This window comes from Xanthomonas sp. SHU 308 (assembly GCF_000364645.1).
GTDB lineage: Bacteria > Pseudomonadota > Gammaproteobacteria > Xanthomonadales > Xanthomonadaceae > Xanthomonas_A > Xanthomonas_A sontii.
The window spans coordinates 1-20,001 of record NZ_AQOK01000114.1 but is presented as its reverse complement, the minus strand read 5'-3'; the positions used below and the strand labels follow the sequence as shown (position 1 = coordinate 20,001).

Below are 20,001 nucleotides of genomic sequence, written 5' to 3'. Positions count from 1 at the left end.
GAGAAGGTGCCCCGCAGGGGCGGATGAGGGTGCGGGCGCAGCCTCGTGCGTTCTGACACTGCGAGACGCTTCGCGCCGGACCCTCACCCCAACCCCTCTCCTGGGGGGAGAGGGGCTCTAGCGCTTTCCTTCTCCCCTTGGAGAAGGTGCCCCGCAGGGGCGGATGAGGGTACGGGCGAAGCCTCGTGCACCCTGACGCGGCGAGACGCTTCGCGCCGGACCCTCACCCCAACCCCTCTCCAGGTGGGAGAGGGGCTAAATCGCAGGCCGCCTACAGCAGCGACTTGAGCCGGTACAGCGCTTCCAGCGCCTGCTTGGGCGTGAGTTCGTCCGGATCCAGTGCGGCCAGCGCCTCCTGCGCAGCCGACGGCGTGGCCGCGAACAGGCCGAACTGCTGCGGTGCGTCCAGCGCCTGCGGCGCCATCTGCGAGGCGTGGCTCTCGCCGCCGCGTTGTTCCAGTTCCGCCAGGCGTCGCCGCGCCTGCGCCACCGTGGCCTTGGGCAGGCCGGCCAGCGCCGCCACCTGCAGGCCGAAGCTGCGGTTGGCCGGGCCGTCCTTGACCGCGTGCATGAACACCAGGCGGTCGCCGTGCTCGACCGCGTCCAGGTGCACGTTGGCGATGCCGCTGGCGCCGCCTTCGACCGATTCGTCGGCCAGCGCGGTCAGCTCGAAATAGTGCGTGGCGAACAGCGTGTAGCAGCGGTTGTGGTGGGCAAGGTGACGCGCCACCGCGTCGGCCAGGGCCAGGCCGTCGTAGGTGGAGGTGCCGCGGCCGATCTCGTCCATCAGCACCAGCGACTGCGCGGTGGCGTGGTGCAGGATGTAGCTGGTCTCGGCCATCTCGACCATGAAGGTGGACTGGCCGCGGGCCAGGTCGTCGCCGGCGCCGATGCGGGTGAGGATGCGGTCGATCGGGCCGATCACCGCGCGCCGCGCCGGCACGTAGCTGCCGATGTGCGCGAGCAGCACAATCAGCGCGTTCTGGCGCATGTAGGTCGATTTACCGCCCATGTTCGGGCCGGTGATCACCAGCATGCGGCGGTCGGGGTGCAGGTCCAGGTCGTTCGGCTCGAACGGCTGCTCGCGCACCGCTTCCACCACCGGGTGGCGGCCGCGTTCGATGCGCAGGCACGCACCGGTCTCCAGTTCCGGCTGGGTCCAGTCCAGCGCCTGCGCGCGTTCGGCGAAGCCGGCCAGCACGTCCAGTTCGCTGAGTGCGGCGGCGGCGCGCTTGAGCGGCTCCAGGCGCTCGCCCAGCGTGTCCAGCAACCCTTCGTAGAGCAGCTTCTCGCGCGACAGCGCGCGCTCGCGCGCCGACAGCACCTTGTCCTCGAAGTTCTTCAGTTCCTCGGTGATGTAGCGTTCGGCGTTGGTCAGGGTCTGGCGCCGGCTGTAGTGCACCGGCGCCTTGTCGGCCTGGCCCTTGCTGATCTCGATGTAGTAACCATGCACGCGGTTGTAGCCGACCTTCAGCGTGGCGATGCCGCTGTTGGCGCGTTCGCGCGCTTCCAGGTCGATCAGGAACTGGTCGGCGTTGGTGCTGAGCCGGCGCAGTTCGTCCAGTTCGGCGTCGTAGTCGGCAGCGATGACGCCGCCGTCGCTGAGCTTGAGCGGCGGCTGTTCGGCGATGGCCGAGGCGAGCAGGTGCGCGATCTCGTCGTGCTGGCCCAGCTCCGCCGCCAACGCCGCCAGCCGCGGCGAATCCAGCGGTGCCAGGACCGCGCGCACCTTCGGCAGCAGGCCCAGGCCGTCGCGCAGCGTGGAGAAGTCGCGTGGGCGTGCCGAGCGCAGGGCGACGCGGGTGAGGATGCGCTCGACGTCGCCGAGCGCGCGGAACGCCTCGCGCAGGTCGGCGTCGGCGCCGCGGTCGATCAGCGTGCCGACCGCGTGGTGGCGCTGCACCAGCACCTCGCGCAGGCGCAGCGGACGGTGCAGCCAGCGCCGCAGCAGGCGCCCGCCCATCGGCGTGACCGTGCTGTCGAGCACCCCGAGCAGGGTGTTGCGGGTGTCGCCGTCGACGCGCGTGTCCAGCTCCAGGTGGCGGCGGGTCGCCGCGTTCATCGCGATTGCCTCGCCGGCGGTCTCCATCGCGATCGCGGTCAGGTGCGGCAGGCGCTGTTTCTGGGTTTCCTCCACGTAGCCGAGCAGGGCGCCGGCGGCGGCGGTGGCGCGAGGCTTGTCGTCGATGCCGAAGCCGCTCAGATCGTGCAACTGGAAGAACGCCAGCAACTGGCGGCGGCCGCTGTCGGCGTCGAACAGCCACGGCGGCCGGCGGCGCACGCCGCGGCGCTCGCGCAGGAACTCCGGCCACTGGTCCTCGTCGGGCACCAGCAGTTCGGCCGGCTCCAGTCGCGCCAGTTCCGCCTCCAGCGCGTCCTCGCTGTCGACCTCGTTGACCAGGAAGCGGCCGCCGGCCAGGTCGGCCCAGGCCAGGCCGTAGCCGTGCTTGTTGCGTGCGATCGCCATCAGCAAGGTGTCGCGGCGCTCGTCCAGCAGGGCCTCGTCGGTCACCGTGCCGGGAGTGACGATGCGTACCACCTTGCGCTCGACCAGACCCTTGGCCAGCGCCGGGTCGCCGATCTGCTCGCAGATCGCCACCGACTCGCCCAGCGCCACCAGCCGTGCCAGATAGCCCTCGTAGGCATGCACCGGCACCCCGGCCATCGGGATCGGCGCACCGCCGGAACTGCCGCGCTGGGTCAGGGTGATGTCCAGCAGCCGCGCGGCCTTGCGCGCGTCTTCGTAGAACAGTTCGTAGAAATCGCCCATGCGGAAGAACAGCAGCAGGTCCGGGTACTCGGACTTTGCGGCGAAGAACTGCTTCATCAGCGGGGTATGCTCCGCTGCGCTTCCAGGAACGTGGGTCTTTTCTCGATTCTGCATCTGATTCAGTGACTTAAGGAATTTCGGGGTGACTGTCCGTGGACAAGTATGGACGGGTGCCGGCAGCAAATGACAGCGTGGCGCGGCGCCAGCCCGGTGCGTGGTTCGATGCGCCACCTGCCGATCCACGGTGCAACGTCGGGGGCGCACCGTTTCCACGGACAACGGCAGGAAGGTCAATCGCGAGACAGCGAATGTCCGGTGCGCACGCAGCATGTGCAATGCCGAGTCCGCAGCAACTGCGTACGAGTCGTCTCGGTGCCAGCTGCCATTGTCCGTAAAAAAGTGGATCGGCGACAGCACGCAGTGCAATTCCCGAGCATGCGGCGGCGGATCGGTCACACGGTGACGTTGTGCCCTTTGAATGCCCGTGTGTCGTTTCGGGCAGGACTGTTTCGCCGTTGGAAAAGCTAAGATCCGGGCTTGTGTAGAGCCGGAGGCGTCCATGATCGATCGTCGTACCTTTCTTGCCACGGGTGTCGTGGCCGTCGCCGCGGGCTTCAGCGCATCCGCCGCACAGATCGTGGCCGCGCCGCGCCCGAAAGGGCCGGCACCGTGGGGCGCCGTGCCAAGCGCGCGGCAGCTGCGGTGGCACCGGTGGGAGCAATACGCCTTCGTGCATTTTGCGATGAACACCTTCACCGACAAGGAATGGGGTTACGGCGACGAAGATCCGCGCAGATTCGATCCCAGCGATTTCTCCGCCGATCAGATCGTCGCCGCGGCCAAGGCGGGCAACCTCAAGGGGATCATCTTCACCGCCAAGCACCACGATGGCTTCTGCCTGTGGCCGACGCGCCTGACCGAGCATTGCATTCGCAATTCGCCCTACAAGAACGGCAAGGGCGACATCGTCGGCGAAATGGCCGCGGCGTGCCGGCGTGCCGGCCTGGCCTTCGGCATCTATCTCTCTCCCTGGGATCGCAACCACGCCGAGTATGGCCGTCCCGGCTATCTCGACTATTTCCGCAAGCAGATCGTCGAGCTGTGCACGGGTTATGGCGACCTGTTCGAGTTCTGGTTCGACGGCGCCAATGGTGGCGACGGTTACTACGGCGGAGCGCGCGAAACCCGCAAGATCGATGCCCCCGCCTACTACAACTGGCCGCGGATGATCGAGCTGGTCCACCAACACCAGCCGATGGCCTGCACCTTCGATCCGCTGGGCGCAGATATCCGTTGGGTCGGCAACGAAGAGGGCGTGGCCGGCGATCCGTGCTGGCCGACCATGCCCAATGCGCCTTACACGCAGGAAAACGGCAATGCTGGCGTGCGTGGCGGGGCGCTGTGGTGGCCTGCGGAGACCAACACTTCGATCCGCCCGGGCTGGTTCTACCATGCCGACGAAGACGGCAAGGTGCGCAGCCCGGAGAATCTGGTGCGCTACTTCGATACCTCGGTGGCGCGCGGCACCAACATGAACCTCAATCTTCCGCCGGATCGGCGCGGCCGCATCGCCGACCACGACGTCGCGGTGTTGAAGAGCTTCGGCGACGCGATCCGCGCCAGCTTCGCCATCGATCTGGCCAAGGGTGCCAAGGCCAGCGCCAGCGCGTCGCGCGGTCCGGGGTTCGAGCCGGAGCGTGTGCTCGACCGCCAGCCTGACAGCTACTGGTCCACGCCGGACGACGTCACCACGCCGACGCTGACGCTGGAACTGTCGGCGGCGCATAGCTTCGATCTGATCCGGCTGCGCGAATACCTGCCGCTGGGCGTGCGCGTCACCCGCTTCGCGGTCGACGCCGAGGTAGATGGGCAGTGGCAGCGCTTGGCCGAAGCGCAATGCATCGGCGCGCAGCGGATCCTGCGGCTCGATCGTCCGATTGCCGCGCGCCGTGTGCGCCTGCGTGTGCTCGAGGCGCCGGTCTGTCCGGCGATCAGCGAATTCGCGCTGTTCCGCGCGGTGGCGCCCGTTGCGGTCGCGCGGCCCACGACGAACGCGCCGGACGTGCTGTCCACCGCGGGTTGGCGCATCGTCGCGGCCAGCGCGCCGGGAGCGGAGACGTTGCTCGACGACGATGCCGGCACGATCTGGGTCGTGCCCGCTCCCTCGCCGGGCCATCCCGTGCAGGTGACCATCGACCTCGGTGCGCTGCGCCAGGTCGCCGGCTTCAGCCTCACTCCCTCGCGCACGGTGATGAACGGTGCGGCGCCGCCGAAGGGCTATCGCGCCGAAAGCAGCGAGGATGGCCAGCACTGGCAGCCGGCCGGCGGCGGCGAGTTGTCCAATATCGCCTACGCGCTCTCGACCCAGCGGCTGAATTTCCCCGAAGTCCGGCAGATCCGTTACCTGCGGCTGTCGTTCGCCGAAACGGCGCTGCCCGCCGAGCGGCTGGCGATCGCCGGGATCGGTGCCTTCTCGCGCTTGCGGTGAGGGCTGGCGCTCCCTCGCCGCGATGCGCGGTGGGGGAGCGTGCATCGCCGGGGCGATGCAGCGTCGTGGCTGCGGCGACGCTGGCGAGGTGTCGTAGATCGGCTTCGGAATGACGCGTCAGCGGCTTCGCTTCATTGTGCGTCGCGCGTGTGCCGACCACGGCTTGGGCGGGCGCAGCTGGCGCGTCAGCGCCGCGTAGGAGAACCGAGTCGGGAGCGCATGACGATGGCGCCGCACGGCGCCTTGAAAGCGCGCCCGCCTCAGGCGACGAACGGCCGCGGCCTGGTGCGCACACTCTTCAGCGCCAGCCGCGCAGGCGCCAATCCGGGCGCGGTCGCTTCCAGTGTCAGCGTGCCGGCATCGCGCGTGGTCTGCAGCAAGGCCATGCACAGGCCGTTGAAGGCGCGGCGGTGGTCGGCCTTGTCGCTTTCGTGGCTGGACGGGTCGCCGTTGCCCACGCCGATCAGGCGGCCGGGGCCGTGAACCGTAAAGCGCACGGTGTCGCTAGCGGTCGGGACGACGCGGCCCTTGGCGTCGACGATCTCCACCGCGACCACGGCGATGTCTTCGGCGTCGGCCAGCAGGGTGGCGCGCTCGCAGCGCAGGCGTACCGCGGCCGGGGCGCCCACGGTCTCGCGGAGCTGCGTCAGCACCTGCTTGCCGCCGCGGTAGCCGCGCGCTTCGATGCGGCCCGGTGCGTAGCGCACGCGCCACTCGACGTGGCCGTAGGCCGGCACCTGCTGCAGGCCCTGGCTGACGCCGTTGACCAGCAGTTCCACCGCGTCCAGGTTGCTGTGGCACCACACGTCGACCATGCCGTTGTCGCGCTCGTCCAGCAGGCCGTCCCAGTTCCAGTGCGGGAACAGGTGCAGCACCGGTGCGGTGGTCCATTGCGCGCGGTAGTACCAGTAGTTGTCCTTGGGGAAGCCGCAACTGTCGAGGATGCCGAACTGCGAGGCCACGTTCGGCCAGCGGTTGTACGGGGTCGGCTCGCCGCGGTAGTCGAAGCCGGTCCAGACGAAGCCGCCGGCGATGTACGGGCGCTGCGCGACATAGCTCCACCAGGCTTCGGCGCTGCTGGCCCACCAGGGGTAGTCGAGGTCGTAGGCGCGGGCATAGCCGCGCACGTCGTCGGTGCGGTAGTTGCCGCGCACGCCGACGGTGCTGCCGGTCTCGCTGCCGTAGACGGGGATCTGCGGATGGCGCGCGTGGAAGGCGTCCATCTGCGTGGTGCGGTAGTTGAAGCCGACCACGTCCACGACCTGGCCGACGCCGTCGTCGAAGCCCTTGTCCATGGCGAAGGTGGTGGGGCGGCTCGGATCCAGGCGCCGCACCAGGCGCTGCATGCGCGCGACGATGCGCGCGCCGCGCGCGGTGACCATCTGCGGCTCTTCGTTGCCCAGCGACCACAGCATCACGCAGGGATGGTTGCGGCCGCGCCGCACCATCGATGTGAGTTCAGCCATGGCCTCGTCGTCGGAGGACATGCGCCGGGTCTCGTCGATCAGCAGCAGGCCCAGCCGGTCGCACAGCTCCAGCACCGCCGGCGAGGCCGGGTTGTGCGCGCTGCGGTAGGCGTTGCAGCCCATCGACTTGAGCTGGCGCAGGCGCCATTCGTGCAGACGGTCGGGAATGGCGGTGCCGACGCCGGCATGGTCCTGGTGGTTGTTGGTGCCGTGCAGCTTGTAGGTCGCGCCATTGAGCAGCAGGCCGCGCTGCGGATCGAACTGCAGGCGGCGCACGCCGAAGTGGGTGGTGGTCGCGTCGCAGGTATGGCCGTCGCCGAGCAGGCGCGTGGACAGCGTGTAGCGTTGCGGGTTCTCCGGCGACCACGGCGCGGGCGTGCCCAGGTCCAGGGTCTGCTGCACGCGCTGCACCACGCCGGGCGCGACTGTGATCGGCGCGGAACTGGCCTGGGCGACGATGCGCCCGTCCGGCGCGCGGATCACCGAGACGACGCTGCACTGGCGCGGCGTCGGACCGTGGTTGCCGAGTTCGGTCTCCACCAGCGCCTGTGCGTCGCCGCCGTCCCAGGCGCTGCGCACGTATACGCCGTCCATCGGCACGTGCAGCGCGTCGGTGGTGCGCAGCCAGACGTGGCGGTAGATGCCGGCGCCTTCGTAGAACCAGCCTTCGCCGAGGGTGGCATCCACGCGCACGGCGATGATGTTTTCGGCGCCGTAGTCGAGCACGTCGCTGAGGTCGACTTCGAAGCCGCAGTAGCCGCTGCCGTTGCGGCCGACGATGTGGCCGTTGCAGAACACGATGCAGTCGCGGAACACGCCGTCGAATTCCAGGCTGATCCGCTTGCCCAGGTCTTCCGCCGGAACCTCCAGCACGCGCCGGTACCAGCCGATGCTGGTCTGTGGATCGGTGCGGCCCAGCGGCGTGTAGCCGTGCGCGGCGGCCGGGTCTTCGCCGTTGACCAGGGTGGAGGTCGGGTCCTGGCGCGGCGGCAGCGCCACCGCCCAGTCGTGCGGCAGGTCGATGCGTTCCCAGGCGCTGTCGTCGAAGGCGAGCAGGGCGGCGTCGGCAGTGTCCTTGCCGGCCTTGGCGTAGGTGCGCTGGAAGGTGCCGAAGTTGAAGTCGCGCGCCGGGTCGTCGGCGTGACCGAGATGGAAGCGCCAGCCGCCATCGCACAGCAGGCGCTGGCGCGGTGCGTCGTCGTCCAGGTCCAGCGAGAGCGGCGCAATGGCGGTGCTACCAGCCGGCGTGGCGGCGAGCGCGGCCGGCGTCAGCGCCGCGGCGGCACCGGGCACCGCCACTTGCACGCCGCCGGCGACCAGTGAGCGCAGCAGGTCGCGGCGGCTCAGTTCGATCACGGCTGCGCGTCCTGCGCCGGCGCGGCACTCTTGCCGGCCGTCGTGGCCGGCGCCTGCCGGTAGGCGTGCTGCATGAAGCCGATGCCGGGCAGCAGTTCGTTGCCGTGGCGGAAATCGAAGAAGCTGGCGTTCTCCCACGAGGAGCCGACGCCCCAGCGGGTCTTGCAGGTGTTGCTGGTCCAGGCCGGCTCCCAGTACACGACGCCGCTGCCGCCGTTGTCGACCACAAGTTGGGTGAGGTCGACCAGGTAGTTCAACTGGCCCTGCGGGGTGGCCGGGTAGCCCTTGATCAGCGAGTCGGCGCCGAGCAGGTTGGGCGAGGGGTCGCCGCTTTCCAGCGTCCACGGATAGGCGGTCTCCACCACCATCACCTCGGCCGGATAGCGCTGGCGCAGGCGCTTGATGGTGGCGCCGAGCTGGTCCATGGTCTCGCGCGACCACTTGCGGTAGTAGCTGATGCCGATGAAGTCGAAGTCGCGCACGCCGGCCTTGGCGGCGTCGGCGAACCACGGCTCCACGTTCTCCGGCTGGGCGATGTGCAGCATCACCTTGGGCTTGATCGACGAGCGCGCGCCGGCGTCGCGCACCGCCTGGATGCCGGCGTTGAACAGCTTGGCGTTGCGGGTCCAGTCGATCGGCCGGCGCTTGTCCCAGGGCTGGCTGTCCATCAGGTCGGAATTGCTTTCGTTGCCCACCTGCACCAGTTCCGGCATCAGCCCAGCGCGGTCCAGCGCGCTCAGCGTGTCGTAGGTGAAGCCGTACAGCGTGCGCGCCAGTTCGTCCTGGTCGGTGATGGTGGCCCAGGCCTTTGGGATGAGTTGCTTGTCGCCGTCGGCCCAGTCGTCGGAGTAGTGGAAGTCCAGCAGCACCTGCATGCCCTGCGCGCGCGCGCGGCGGATGGTCTTCTTGACGTCGCTCAAGTCGCTGTAGCGGGTCCAGCGCGCATCGTTCCACAGGCGCACGCGCACCAGGTTGGCACCGTGCGCATGGAACAGCTCGAACGGGTCGCGTACCGCGCCGTGGTCGCGGTACTGCACGCCGCAATCCTCCATCTCGTTGACGTAGGACAGGTCGGCGCCGAGGTACAGCGTGCCGGCGCCGGCCATGGGCGCGGCGAGGGCGGTGGCGAGGGCCAGCGCAAGCGCCGGCAGCCAGGTGCGTCTGGATCGCATGCGGGTCTCCACCGGCTCAGAACGTGTAGGTCGCTTCCAGGGCGAAGCGGCGGCCGAACAGCTGGTAGCCGCCATCGTCCTGGTTGGCGAGCCGGTTGCGCTTGTTGTCGCTGTAGGCGCGCAACGGTTCGTTGGTCAGGTTGCCGACCTGGAACTTGAAGCCCAGGTGCTCGCTGTAGCGCCAGGCCAGGCTCAGGTCCACCGTGCCTTCGCTTTCCAGTCGCGCCAGCCGCGCCGCGTTCCAGCCGTACACCACGGTGTAGGGGCTGTGGTACTTGTAGCCGATCCGCGCTTCGAACTTGCTGTTGTTGTACCAGAGGTCCAGCGTGCCGGTGTTGCGCGCCAGGCCGCTGAGCGGCAGCGGATTGTCCGCCGGCGAGAACTCGTGCAGGTTGGATTCCACGTACGAGTAGTTCGAGTAGATGCCGAAGTTCTCCATGTGCGGGATGAAGAAGAACGTGGTCTGGAAGGTCAGCTCGGCACCGTTGATGTAGCCGCCGCCGCCGTTGAACGGGCCGCTGATCAGGTAGTCGCGGCCGTCGATGGTCTCGTGCTGGGTCTTGTAGCCGATGCTCGAATCCACCCACTTGCGGTACAGCGCCAGCGCCGCCAGCGCTTCCTTGTGGAAGTACCACTCGTAGGACAGGTCCAACTGGGTGGCGCGGAACGGATTGAGTTGCGGGTTGCCGCCGCTGCCGGTGAGCTGGCCGACGGTGGTGTTGGGGTCGTCGAGCGCGCGCCCGGTGCGCAGTTCGTCCAGCGGCGGCCGCGCCATCACCTTGGCCACCGACACGCGCAGGATGCGCTCGGGATCGATCAGGAAGTTGACCGTGGCGCTGGGCAGCACGTCGGTGTAGGTCTTGCCGGCGCTGCTCGGCTGCACCACGCCGCCGACGGTGTCGTAGCCATGGCTGTCGGTGTCGGTGTGGACCACGCGCACGCCGGCGTTGCCGGTGACGTCGACGCCGAACCACTGCGAACTGAACACCGCCTTGGCGAAGGCCTCGCGCACGTTCTCCTCGACGTTCCAGTGATCCAGACGCTGCTCGGTGGCCAGGTTGGGATCGAAGCCGCCGAAGCCGAGCTTGGCGATCGCGTCCAGGTCGCCGCCGGTCAGGGTCGGCACGTTCAGGTCCGGCATCGTCACCGGGTAGATCAGGTCCTGGTAGGCCGAGATCGGCTGGCTGTAGCCGGACTGGAAGCTGGTGAAGTGGCGGTTCTGCTTCTCGCGGCGTGAGGCGCGCGCGCCGAACTCCAGCGCGGTGACCGGCGAATCCTCGATCGCGCGGCTGGCGCTCAGCGCCAGCGCGGCGATGCGGTCGCGCAGCGCCTGCGGTTCGGTCTGGCCGCTGATGCCCCATTCCGGCGCGTCGGAACTGGTGCTGATGGTGGGGGTGACGCCATGGCGGAAGTCGAACGACACCGTGTCCGGGTTGCTGCCGAAGCGCACCGCGCGCCAGTCGTTGTCGCGCTTGGCCTGCGAGAACGACAGGTCGCTGCCCAGCGTCCACACGTCGCCGCGCCACTTGGCGTTGAGACCGCCGGCCGCCAGCGTCTTGACCTCGTCGTAGCGGGCCACGACGTGGTCCACCTGCAGCTTGGAATTGGCCAAAGTGCCGGCCACGACGTCGCCGTCGACGATGGTGTAGGACGAGCCCGGGGTGGTGTACGGATTGCTGGCCGAGTAGATGCTGTAGCCGAGGTTGTTGAACCAGTTCTGGCGCTGGTCCTCGTCGATGCGGATGCGCGAGTACAGGCCGTCGAGCTTGAGTTCCAGGTTGCCCGAGCGCCACTGCACGGTGCCCATGGCGCCGGTGCGGGTCTGCTCGGTCAGCTTGAGCTGGTCGGCCGCGCCCCAGGGCGTGTAGTCGACCTTGCCGTCGCCATCCACATCGCGCGCGTTGCTGGCATCGGTGTAGCCCCAGCTGCCGATCGAGACGCCGGCGTTCTTCTGCTTCTGGTAGGTGGCGCCGAGCGCGACCGCCAGGTTGTCGTTGATGCGGTGGATCCAGCTCGCGCCCAGGCGCTGGCCCCACGGCGAGTAGTCGCGCGCGTCCTTGGCCTCGTCGTAGTAGACCGGGCCGCCGGTGGCGACGAAGGTCGGGCCGGTATGGTCGAGCGGGTTGATCGTGGAGATGTCCACGGTGGCGGCGATGCCGCCGGCGATCAGGTCCGCCGACGGGGTCTTGTAGACCTTGACGGTGGAGACGATCTCGGTGGGGAACACCTCCCAGCGCACCGCGCGGTTGGGTTCGGATGACGCGATCTCGCGGCCGTTGACCGTACCCATGGTCATGCGCGGGCCGAGGCCGCGCACGGTGGCCAGGCTTTCGTTGCCGCGGTCGCGGGTGCCGTTGACGCCGGGCAGGCGCACCAGCGCCTCGGCCACGGTGACGTTGGGCATCTGCCCCATGTTGTCGGCGGAGATGACTTCCACCACGTGGTCGTCGAGCTGCTTGGCCTGCACCGCCTGTTCCAGGCTGGCGCGCTGGCCGACCACCATCACGTTGTCCAGGGTGACCGGTTGCTGGCCGGTCTTTGCGTCGATCGTGGCATCGGGCTTGGCGGGTGGCGTGGCTGCCGGATCGGCGCTGGCGCTCTGCGCCTGCGCGGCGAAGCTGCCGGACAGGGCCAGGACGATGGCCGCGCCCAGCAGGGTGCGGGCGGCAGGGCGGTGCGCGCGCCGGCCGACCGGGCGACGGGACTGTTCCAAAGGCATTTTTGTTCCCTCCCAGGACAAAAAGTGACCGATCAAATTGGCGTGGACCGGAAAACCCGGTCCTGGAGGCATCGACAGGGCGTCATGCAGGGCTGCAGGCTGTCCCGGTCGCTGTCCTCGATGGCGTGTCTGTCGACGTGGCGGGGCGTGGGTGGCATGTCCGCTGGCGGCGCCGCGGACATTCCCCGTCCGCTGCCTTGGCGCGCGAGAGACCGGAAACGAGGATAGAAGCGACAGGCATTCCATTCCAATGAAGCATTTGCCGAGGGCTATCTCGTTTTGGAATGGATATCGCGCGCCGCGTCTACCGTCGCCCACGCCAGGCTCAGGCCGCGGTGGATAGTGCCTGCAAGCCGAGCAGGGCGGCTGCCGCGGCACCCAGGCTGCGTTCGCGGTGGCGCAGGGCATGGAAGGTGCGTTCGCCCAGGGCCACGGCGAGGGGCTGCAGGCGGCCGCTCTCCAGCCACGGCGCCGCGGCCAGCTGCGAGATCGCCGCCAGGCTGCGCCCGGCCTGCACCGCCGACAGCACCGCTTCGTTGGAGGGCAGGGACAGCGCCACACGCAGGCGCTCCGGGCCGATGCCGGCATCGCGCAGCGCCGCCTCGAACGCCGAGCGCGTGCCCGAGCCGGGTTCGCGCATGATCCAGGTGCTGTCGGCGACCAGTCGTGCCAGCCCGAGGCGGCGACGCCCCGCCAACGGATGGTCCGGCGCGGCGACCACGCGCAGCCGGTCGTGGCCCAGCGGCGAACTCAGCAGTTCCGCGGCCTGCACGCGGCCCTCGACGAAGCCCAGTTCGGCGCGTCCCTCGCGCACCGCGCGCGCCACGCTGTCGGTGTTGCCCACGCTCAGGCGGATCTCGATCTGCGGATAGCGCGCATGGAAGGCCATCAGCCGGGTCGGCAGCCAATAGCTGGCCACGGTCTGGCTGGCGTGCAGATCAAGGGTGCCGCGCAGCACGCCGCGCCACTCGCTCAGCGCCAGTTCGGCCGCACGGCTGCGCGCCAGGATCGCCTTGGCGTCCTCACAGAACGCCGCACCGGCCGCGGTCAGCACCAGGCCGCGACCGACCCGGTCGAACAGGGCCACCCCGTACTGCTGCTCCAACGCCTTGATCGCGGCACTGGCGGCCGAGGGCGTGCGGTGCGCAGCCTGCGCACCCAGGGTCAGGTGTTGGCGCTCGGCCACCGCCACGAACAGGGCGAGTTGTTCCAGGGTCATGGGGCAACCGTTCGGAGTGAGCGAATGAAGTGTGCACAATTATGCGATGGATCGGAACGGTCTGCGGGCGCAATCTGCCGCCACTCGATCCGGATCGCTGCCATGCGCACCCAACCGCACAGACCTTCCAGCTTGCTGCCCGGCCTGGCCCTGGCCATCGCGGTGGCGGCGCTGGCCTGGCTGGCCGAGTGCGCGCAACTGCAGTGGCTGGGCCGGCGCTGGATCGACGCGCTGGTGTTCGCGATCGTGCTCGGCACCTTGCTGCGCACGGCGTGGCGCCTGCCGCCGTCCACGCACGCCGGCATCGCCTTCGCCGCCAAGCTGCCGCTGGAACTGGCCATCGTGCTGCTCGGCGCCTCGGTCGGCATAGGCGCCATCGGCGCGGCCGGCGGCCTGTTGCTGGGCGCCATCGCCGCGGTGGTGCTGCTGGCGATCGCCATCGGCTACGGCATCGGTCGCGCGCTGGGCCTGCCGTCGCGACTGGCCACGCTGGTCGCGTGCGGCAATGCGATCTGCGGCAATTCGGCGATCGTGGCGGCGGCGCCGGTGATCGACGCCGACTCCGAGGATGTCGCTGCAGCGATCGCCTTCACCGCGGCGCTTGGCGTGCTGGTGGTGTTGCTGTTGCCGCTGGCGGTGCCCGTGCTGGGCCTGGACCAGCGCCACTACGGCATCCTCGCCGGCCTGACCGTGTACGCGGTGCCGCAGGTGCTGGCGGCGACCGTGCCGGTGGGTGCGCTGAGCGCGCAGGTGGGGGCGCTGGTCAAGCTGATGCGGGTGCTGATGCTCGGGCCAGTGATGTTGCTGCTGGGGCTGGTCCGTGGTGGATCGCCGACGCAGCGGCGCCCGGCGCACGCGCTGGTGCCGTGGTTCGTGTTCGGCTTCGTCGGCATGATGGGGCTGCGCGCGCTGGGCGTGCTGCCGGCGTCGCTCATCGAAGCGGCGCAGTCGCTGTCGCTGCTGTTCACCCTGGTGGCGATGGCCGCGTTGGGACTGTCGGTGAATCTGCGCACGGTGCTCGCGTCCGGCGGCCGCGTCTTGGCGGCCGGCACGCTCTCGCTGCTGGCACTGGCCAGCCTCAGCGTGTTGCTGCTGCGCTGCTTGCCGTAGGCGTAGGCGCCGCAGTCCACGTGCATCTGCAGCATTTCGCATCGCCTGCACCCACGTTCAACCAAGCGCTCACGAAAGGCCGCGGAGCATGGCGATACCTGCCATGCAAAGGAGATTGTCATGCGTCATTCCCGTTCCGCGTTCTCTCTGGCGCTCATGTCGGTTCTCGGCGTCGGCCTTGCGCATGCGCAGACCGATACGTCCGGCCAGGCCGGCAGTACCGATCCCGGCGCCATGCAGCAGCAAACGCCGTCGACCTCTGCTGCGCAGACGTCGACCGGCATGCAGGGCGCGCAAGGCGCGCGCGCGTCCGCGCTCAACGAAAAGCAGGCGCTCGGCGTGCTGTCGGCGATCAACACCAGCGAGATCAACGCCGGCAACCTGGCCTTGCAGAAGCAGGTCAAGGGCCCGGTGCGCGACTACGCCATGCTGATGGTCAAGGAGCACTCGGACAACAACGCCAAGATCGCGCCGTGGGGTCCTGATGCGAAGGCGGCACCGGCGCAGCAGCAGATGCAGCAGGCCAAGGCGGAGGCCGGCAAGCTGCAGGCCCTGGACGGCGATCGCTTCGGACAGGCCTATGTCATGGCGATGGTCAAGGATCACCAGGCCGCCCTGCAGATGCTCGACAGCACCCTGATCCCCTCCGCGAAGACCCCGGACGTGGTCGCGCATCTGCGCACCACGCGCACGCACGTGGCCGAGCACCTGGCCAAGGCGCAGCAGTTGCAGAGCGCTGGCGCGCCATCGGCGGCGCCGGCCCGTTGAGCGTCGTGCGGGTCTCGGCCGCCATGCCGAGATCCGCGCTTTCATGAGTCGCGTGCGAGGGAGCTTCTCAAGCCTTTTCCTTGGTCAGCGTGTGGCAGGGCAGGCAGCGACCAGACTTCATGTCCCCGGCATCCAGTGTGCCTGGTTGCCGTATCCCCTTGCGGTCAATCGGCTGCGCGAGTGCACAAGAGCGCGTGCCGCTGTCGAACGGTGTAATAGTCTCCGCGCAGGCGGCGGCCTAAGGTAGCAGCCATCTTCCTCCGCATCGCCGCCGGGTCGCCCCATGGGACACGATCACAGCCACGCCCCCACCGAAATCCGCCACGAGCAGCCCCTGTGGTGGGCGCTCGGTCTCACCGCGCTGTTCCTGGTGGTGGAAGTGGCCGGTGCCTTCCTCACCAACAGCCTGGCGCTGCTGTCGGATGCCGCGCACATGGCCACCGACACGCTGGCGCTGATGATCGCGCTGATCGCGGTGCGGCTGAGCCGGCGCCCGCCCGATGCCAAGCGCAGCTATGGCTACGCACGGCTGGAGGCGCTGGGCGCGCTGGTCAATGGCGCGCTGCTGTTCGTGGTGGCCGGCTACATCCTGTGGGAGGCGGTGCAGCGCTTCCGCCAACCGCAGGAGATCGCCACCGTCGGCATGCTCGGCATCGCCGCATTCGGCCTGCTGATCAACCTGATCTCGATGCGCCTGCTCAAGGCCGGCAGCGGCGAGAGCCTCAACATGAAGGGCGCCTACCTGGAAGTGTGGAGCGACATGCTCGGCTCGGTCGCGGTGATCGTCGGCGCGCTGGCGATCCGCGTCACCGGGTGGAAGCTGATCGATCCGATCCTGGCGGTGCTGATCGGTCTGTGGGTGTTGCCGCGGACCTGGGTGCTGCTGCGCGAGGCGATCAACGTGCTGCTGGAAGGCGTGCCCAAGGGCGTGGATCTGGGCGCGGTGCGCGGCTATCTGCAGGCCGCGCCCGGCGTGGCCAGCGTGCACGACCTGCACGTGTGGGCGCTGGCCTCCAGCACGCCGGCGCTGACCGCGCATGTGGTGGTCGCCGACGGCGGTGACGCCGATGCCGTGCGCGCCGCGCTGTGCGATGGCCTGCATGCGCAGTTCGGCATCGATCACATCACCCTGCAGATGGAAGCCGGCCATTGCGGCGCTACCCCGTGCGGCACGCCGGCGGAGGGCGAGGGTGGTGGTCACGATCATCACGGGCATGGTCACGAGGACCACGATCACGATCATGCCCATCCCGCACATGGGCACGGCCACATGCAGGGGCATTCGCATTAGCAGCACGGCTGCGTAACGGTGTTCGTGCAGGTGCGGCCTTGTTCTGGTTTGGGATTTGTCGTCCGCGCGCACCTGGAATGCCGAGTGCGACTGAAGGGCGCCTGCAGCGACCTGCTTTCCCCACAATCAAGCTACGGGCAGCTTGCTTTGTGGGAATCACCTGTCATGCAGCAGCGCCGGGCGAAGCGGCCACGCTTTCCGATGGCGTAATGCGTCGGGACTGAAGTCCCTCCCACAGTGCGCCCGGCGAATTCGCCGCAAGATCGCGTGGGAGCGGCTTCAGCCGCGACGGGTCTTGCCGGGAAACGCCCGCCGCGGCTGAAGCCGCTGCCAAAGGGGCGCGACCTGTCGTTCTGGGAGGCGCCCTGACGCACGCTTACAGAAGGCGTGCGCGCGCCTCACACCACCGGTTCGCGCAACGCCGGCGACTCCCAACCCGGGCGCGGCGCAAAGCGCTCGCCGTAGCGCGCCTGCAGGGCGCGCAGGCGCGCCAGCAGCACGTCGGCGCCGGCGGCGCGGATGTGCTGGATCGGGCCGCCGCGGAACGGGGCGAAGCCGGTGCCGAAGATCACGCCGGCATCGAGCAGGTCGGCGTCGGCGACCACGCCCTCGTGCAGGCAGGCCACCGCTTCGTTGAGCAGCGGCAGGATCAGGCGGTCTTCCAGATCGTCGGGTGCACGGTAGTCCTTCGGCAGTTCCGGCTTCTTGGCGCGGCCGTTCTCCCAGGCGTACAGGCCCTGGCCGTCCTTCTTGCCGCGCTTGCCCGGCTCCACCGTCTGCAGCGCCGCCGGGATCGGCAGGCCCAGGAACGGCGCCAGTTCGGCGCCCACGCCCGCGGCCACGTCCAGGCCCACGGTGTCGATCAGTTCGATCGGGCCCATCGGCATGCCGAACTTGACCGCGGCCTTGTCGATCGCCGGGCCGGGAATGCCTTCGGCATAGGCGGTGGCCGCTTCCAGCATGTACGGGAACAGCACGCGGTTGACCAGGAACCCGGGCGTGCCGGCGACCGGCACCGGCAGCTTGTCGATCGCCTTGCAGAACGCGGCCAGCCGCTTCTGGTTCTCCGGCGCCAGGCCATCGTGGCAGACGATCTCCACCAGCGGCATCTGCGCCACCGGGTTGAAGTAGTGCAGACCGCCGAACTGCGCCGGGCGCTGGATGTGCTCGCGCAGTTCGGTCAGCGGGATCGAGGAGGTGTTGGTGCTGAGCAGCGCAGTCGGCTGCATGCGCGGCTCCAGCGCCTGGTACAGCTCGCGCTTGGCCTGCGGGTTCTCGATGATCGCCTCGATCACCAGATCGGCGCTCGGCACGCCGTCGCCGGCCAAATCGCCCTTCAACCGTGCCGCCACTGCCGGGCGCTTGCTGTCGTCCTTGACCCGCTTGGCGAACAACTCGCCGGCGCGGCTCAGCGCGCCGTCGATGAAGCGCTGCTCGCGGTCCTGCAGGGTCACCTCGAAGCCCTTGTAGGCCGACCAGGCGGCGATGTCGCCGCCCATCACCCCGGCGCCGACCACGTGCACGTGGCGGATGCCGTGGTCCTTGCCGCCCAGCGCCTTGAGCCGCTCGGTGAGGAAGAAGATGCGGATCAGGTTGCGCGCGGTCGGGGTGCTGGCCAGCTTGACCACCGCCTTGCGCTCGGCGTCCAGGCGCGCCTGGATACCGCTGCCGCCGCTGCGTTCCCACACGCCGATCAGCGCGTATGGCGCCGGGTAATGTTCCTTGCGCGCCTTGCGCGCCACCTGCTTGCGCATCTGCGGCGCCAGCAGCTTGCGCGCCGGCCAGGTGTTGGTGGCCCAGGCGGTGGCGCGCTGCTTGAAGGGACGGGCGCTGCCGGACAGCGCCAACGCCACGGCGGTATCGGTGAGTACGGCCGGCGCGGCGACCTTGTCGACCAGGCCCATCGCCCGCGCCGCCGAGGCCGACACGGTGCGCCCGGTGAGCATCAGGTCCATCGCCGCCGGCGCGCCGATCAGTCGCGGCAGGCGCGCGCTGCCGCCCCAGCCGGGGAAGATGCCGAGCTTGGTCTCGGGCAGGCCGATGCGGGTGGCCGCATCGCTGGAGGCGACGCGGTAGCGGCAGGCCAGGGCGATCTCGGTGCCGCCGCCCATGCAGAAGCCGTGGATCGCCGCGACCGTGGGGCAGGGCAGCTCGGCGAGTTTCTGGAAGGTGGCCTGGCCGCGGCGGATGGCGTCGTTGACGGTGCCGCGGCGGTCGAATTCCTGGAATTCCTTGAGATCGGCGCCGGCGATGAAACCGTTGTCCTTGGCCGAGTGGATCACCACGCCCTTGGGCGGGTCGATGGCGATGCGCTCGAGCAGGTCGCCCAGCTCCAGCAGCACGTCCTGCGACAGCGCATTGACGGGCGCGTCCTGGCGGTCGAGGCTGAGCACGACGATGCCGTCGCCGCGGATGTCCGCTTGCCAGTGACTGAATCGGAGCCCGTCGAAGCCTGAAAGCATGGGGAGGACCATCCGCTTGTGTATGGAGAAGATCGTTATCATCCAGAGGTTGTTTCCGTCGCGTCAAATCCCAATGCAGGGGAATTGAGGCGCGTCCCGCGACCGCTGGCCTTGCGCCAGCCTAACGGAACGCCGGTTAACGTCGTGGGGCGGCGATCCGCTGAGGGGCGCTGAACTTTTTTCCGAATTGGCGGTCAGAGGGTCCGACGTAGGTTGGGCTGACAGGAGTGCGGCCCGCTATGGCCGATGTCGAAACACCCCAGGAGCTGGACCTGGAACTGGTCCGGCGTGTGCAGCGCGGCGAGAGCGCGGCGTTCGATGTGCTGGTGCGCAAGTACCAGCATCGGATCGTCGGGCTGATCGGGCGCTACATCGCCGACTGGAGCGAATGTCAGGACGTGGCCCAGGACACTTTCATCCGCGCCTACCGCGCGATCGGGAGTTTCCGCGGCGACGCCCAGTTCTCCACATGGTTGCACCGGATCGCCGTGAACACCGCCAAGAACTACCTGGTCGCGCACAACCGCAGGCCGCCCACCGACGATGTCGACGTGCTCGATGCCGAGCAGTTCGACAGCGGCACCCGGCTGCGCGACACCGACACGCCCGAGCGCGAGCTGATGCGCCAGGAACTGGAGCGCACGGTGATGAAGGCGGTCGACGCCTTGCCGGAAGAGTTGCGCACCGCCATCACCCTGCGCGAGGTGGAGGGCATGAGCTACGAGGACATCGCGCAGAAGATGGGCTGCCCGATCGGCACCGTGCGTTCGCGGATCTTCCGCGCCCGCGAGGCCATCGACGCCGAACTCCGTCCCCTGCTGGATACCGACAGCGCCACCCGTGAGCGACACCGCGTATGACCGATAGCACGCCCTTTCCCAAGCCAGTGCCGGCGCCCGACAGCGCAGCGCCGGACAAGTTCGAGCTGCACTACCGGCAGCAACTGTCCGCGCTGATCGATGGCGAATTGCCGGCCGACGAAGCGCGCTTCGTGCTGCGCCGGCTGCAGCACGACGAGGAACTGTCCGGTTGCCACGAGCGCTGGCAGCTGTGCGGCGACATCCTGCGCGGCCGCGTCAGCGTGCCTGCGCCCAGCGATTTCAGCGCCCGCGTGCGCCAGGCGGTGGCCGCCGAAGCGCAGCAGGCCGCGCGTGCCGATGCGGCCAGCGCCGCCGGCAAG

At 69.2% G+C, this 20,001-nt stretch carries 12 protein-coding genes; 6 read left to right on the top strand and 6 right to left on the bottom strand.

Annotation, left to right across the window (positions count from 1 at the left end):
• Positions 1–271 precede the first annotated feature (271 nt).
• The gene (gene mutS, locus D588_RS0105235) at positions 272–2,884 is read right to left on the bottom strand and encodes a DNA mismatch repair protein MutS (RefSeq protein ID WP_051067840.1); all 2,613 of its coding nucleotides are present in this window, start codon (positions 2,882–2,884) and stop codon (positions 272–274) included.
• Between the two features lie 445 nt (positions 2,885–3,329).
• Between mutS and D588_RS0105230 the strand changes: the two genes are divergently transcribed.
• Positions 3,330–5,258 carry an alpha-L-fucosidase gene (locus D588_RS0105230; RefSeq protein ID WP_026143404.1) on the top strand — a complete coding sequence of 643 codons (1,929 nt, stop codon included), beginning with the start codon at positions 3,330–3,332 and terminating at the stop codon, positions 5,256–5,258.
• A gap of 260 nt (positions 5,259–5,518) precedes the next feature.
• On the opposite strand, the gene galA is transcribed toward D588_RS0105230, so the two are convergent.
• From galA to D588_RS0105210, 4 genes are all read right to left on the bottom strand, one after another.
• Positions 5,519–8,080: a beta-galactosidase GalA gene (galA, locus tag D588_RS0105225; protein WP_017915225.1), complete on the bottom strand. Its 2,562-nt coding sequence runs from the start codon at positions 8,078–8,080 to the stop codon at positions 5,519–5,521.
• A complete protein-coding gene (locus D588_RS0105220) occupies positions 8,077–9,252 on the bottom strand; it encodes an arabinogalactan endo-1,4-beta-galactosidase (protein ID WP_017915224.1) in 1,176 nt (391 codons plus the stop codon). Before D588_RS0105220 ends, galA begins: the two co-directional genes overlap by 4 nt.
• Before the next feature lie 16 nt (positions 9,253–9,268).
• Complete coding sequence (locus D588_RS0105215) at positions 9,269–11,971, bottom strand: TonB-dependent receptor (protein ID WP_026143403.1); 2,703 nt, start codon at positions 11,969–11,971, stop codon at positions 9,269–9,271.
• Between the two features lie 325 nt (positions 11,972–12,296).
• A complete protein-coding gene (locus tag D588_RS0105210) occupies positions 12,297–13,190 on the bottom strand; it encodes a LysR family transcriptional regulator (protein WP_017915222.1) in 894 nt (297 codons plus the stop codon).
• Positions 13,191–13,292: 102 nt separating this feature from the next.
• On the opposite strand from D588_RS0105210, the gene D588_RS0105205 reads away from it, so the two are divergent.
• The 3 genes from D588_RS0105205 (at position 13,293) to D588_RS0105195 (ending at position 16,359) form a co-directional block, all read left to right on the top strand.
• Positions 13,293–14,300, top strand: a complete 1,008-nt coding sequence (locus D588_RS0105205) for a putative sulfate exporter family transporter (protein WP_043083518.1) — start codon at positions 13,293–13,295, stop codon at positions 14,298–14,300.
• 156 nt (positions 14,301–14,456) lie between these two features.
• On the top strand, positions 14,457–15,068 hold the full coding sequence (locus D588_RS0105200) for a DUF4142 domain-containing protein (RefSeq protein ID WP_017915220.1): 612 nt from the start codon (positions 14,457–14,459) through the stop codon (positions 15,066–15,068).
• Between the two features lie 283 nt (positions 15,069–15,351).
• Positions 15,352–16,359, top strand: a complete 1,008-nt coding sequence (locus tag D588_RS0105195; protein WP_017915219.1) for a cation diffusion facilitator family transporter — start codon at positions 15,352–15,354, stop codon at positions 16,357–16,359.
• 398 nt (positions 16,360–16,757) lie between these two features.
• Here D588_RS0105195 and D588_RS0105190 read toward each other — a convergent pair whose 3' ends face one another.
• Entirely contained in the window at positions 16,758–18,821 is a 2,064-nt protein-coding gene (locus tag D588_RS0105190; RefSeq protein WP_017915218.1) for a 3-hydroxyacyl-CoA dehydrogenase NAD-binding domain-containing protein, read from the bottom strand.
• Between the two features lie 239 nt (positions 18,822–19,060).
• Here D588_RS0105190 and rpoE point away from each other — a divergent pair, with 239 nt between their 5' ends.
• Together rpoE and D588_RS24050 are read left to right on the top strand one after the other, a co-directional pair.
• A complete protein-coding gene (gene rpoE, locus D588_RS0105185; protein ID WP_010340494.1) occupies positions 19,061–19,681 on the top strand; it encodes an RNA polymerase sigma factor RpoE in 621 nt (206 codons plus the stop codon).
• Positions 19,678–20,001 (top strand): RseA family anti-sigma factor (locus tag D588_RS24050; RefSeq protein ID WP_255325429.1); only part of this gene is annotated, 324 nt, incomplete at its 3' end. The genes rpoE and D588_RS24050, both read left to right, overlap by 4 nt.

Excerpts from the sequence above, each read along its gene's own strand:
- D588_RS0105220 (WP_017915224.1), bottom strand. The coding sequence starts at position 9,252 with ATGCGATCCAGACGCACCTGGCTGCCGGCGCTTGCGCTGGCCCTCGCC.
- D588_RS0105195 (WP_017915219.1), top strand. The coding sequence starts at position 15,352 with ATGGGACACGATCACAGCCACGCCCCCACCGAAATCCGCCACGAGCAG.
- mutS (WP_051067840.1), bottom strand. The coding sequence starts at position 2,884 with ATGCAGAATCGAGAAAAGACCCACGTTCCTGGAAGCGCAGCGGAGCAT.
- D588_RS0105205 (WP_043083518.1), top strand. The coding sequence starts at position 13,293 with ATGCGCACCCAACCGCACAGACCTTCCAGCTTGCTGCCCGGCCTGGCC.
- D588_RS0105230 (WP_026143404.1), top strand. The coding sequence starts at position 3,330 with ATGATCGATCGTCGTACCTTTCTTGCCACGGGTGTCGTGGCCGTCGCC.
- rpoE (WP_010340494.1), top strand. The coding sequence starts at position 19,061 with ATGGCCGATGTCGAAACACCCCAGGAGCTGGACCTGGAACTGGTCCGG.
- D588_RS0105215 (WP_026143403.1), bottom strand. The coding sequence starts at position 11,971 with ATGCCTTTGGAACAGTCCCGTCGCCCGGTCGGCCGGCGCGCGCACCGC.
- D588_RS0105200 (WP_017915220.1), top strand. The coding sequence starts at position 14,457 with ATGTCGGTTCTCGGCGTCGGCCTTGCGCATGCGCAGACCGATACGTCC.
- D588_RS0105190 (WP_017915218.1), bottom strand. The coding sequence starts at position 18,821 with ATGCTTTCAGGCTTCGACGGGCTCCGATTCAGTCACTGGCAAGCGGAC.
- D588_RS0105210 (WP_017915222.1), bottom strand. The coding sequence starts at position 13,190 with ATGACCCTGGAACAACTCGCCCTGTTCGTGGCGGTGGCCGAGCGCCAA.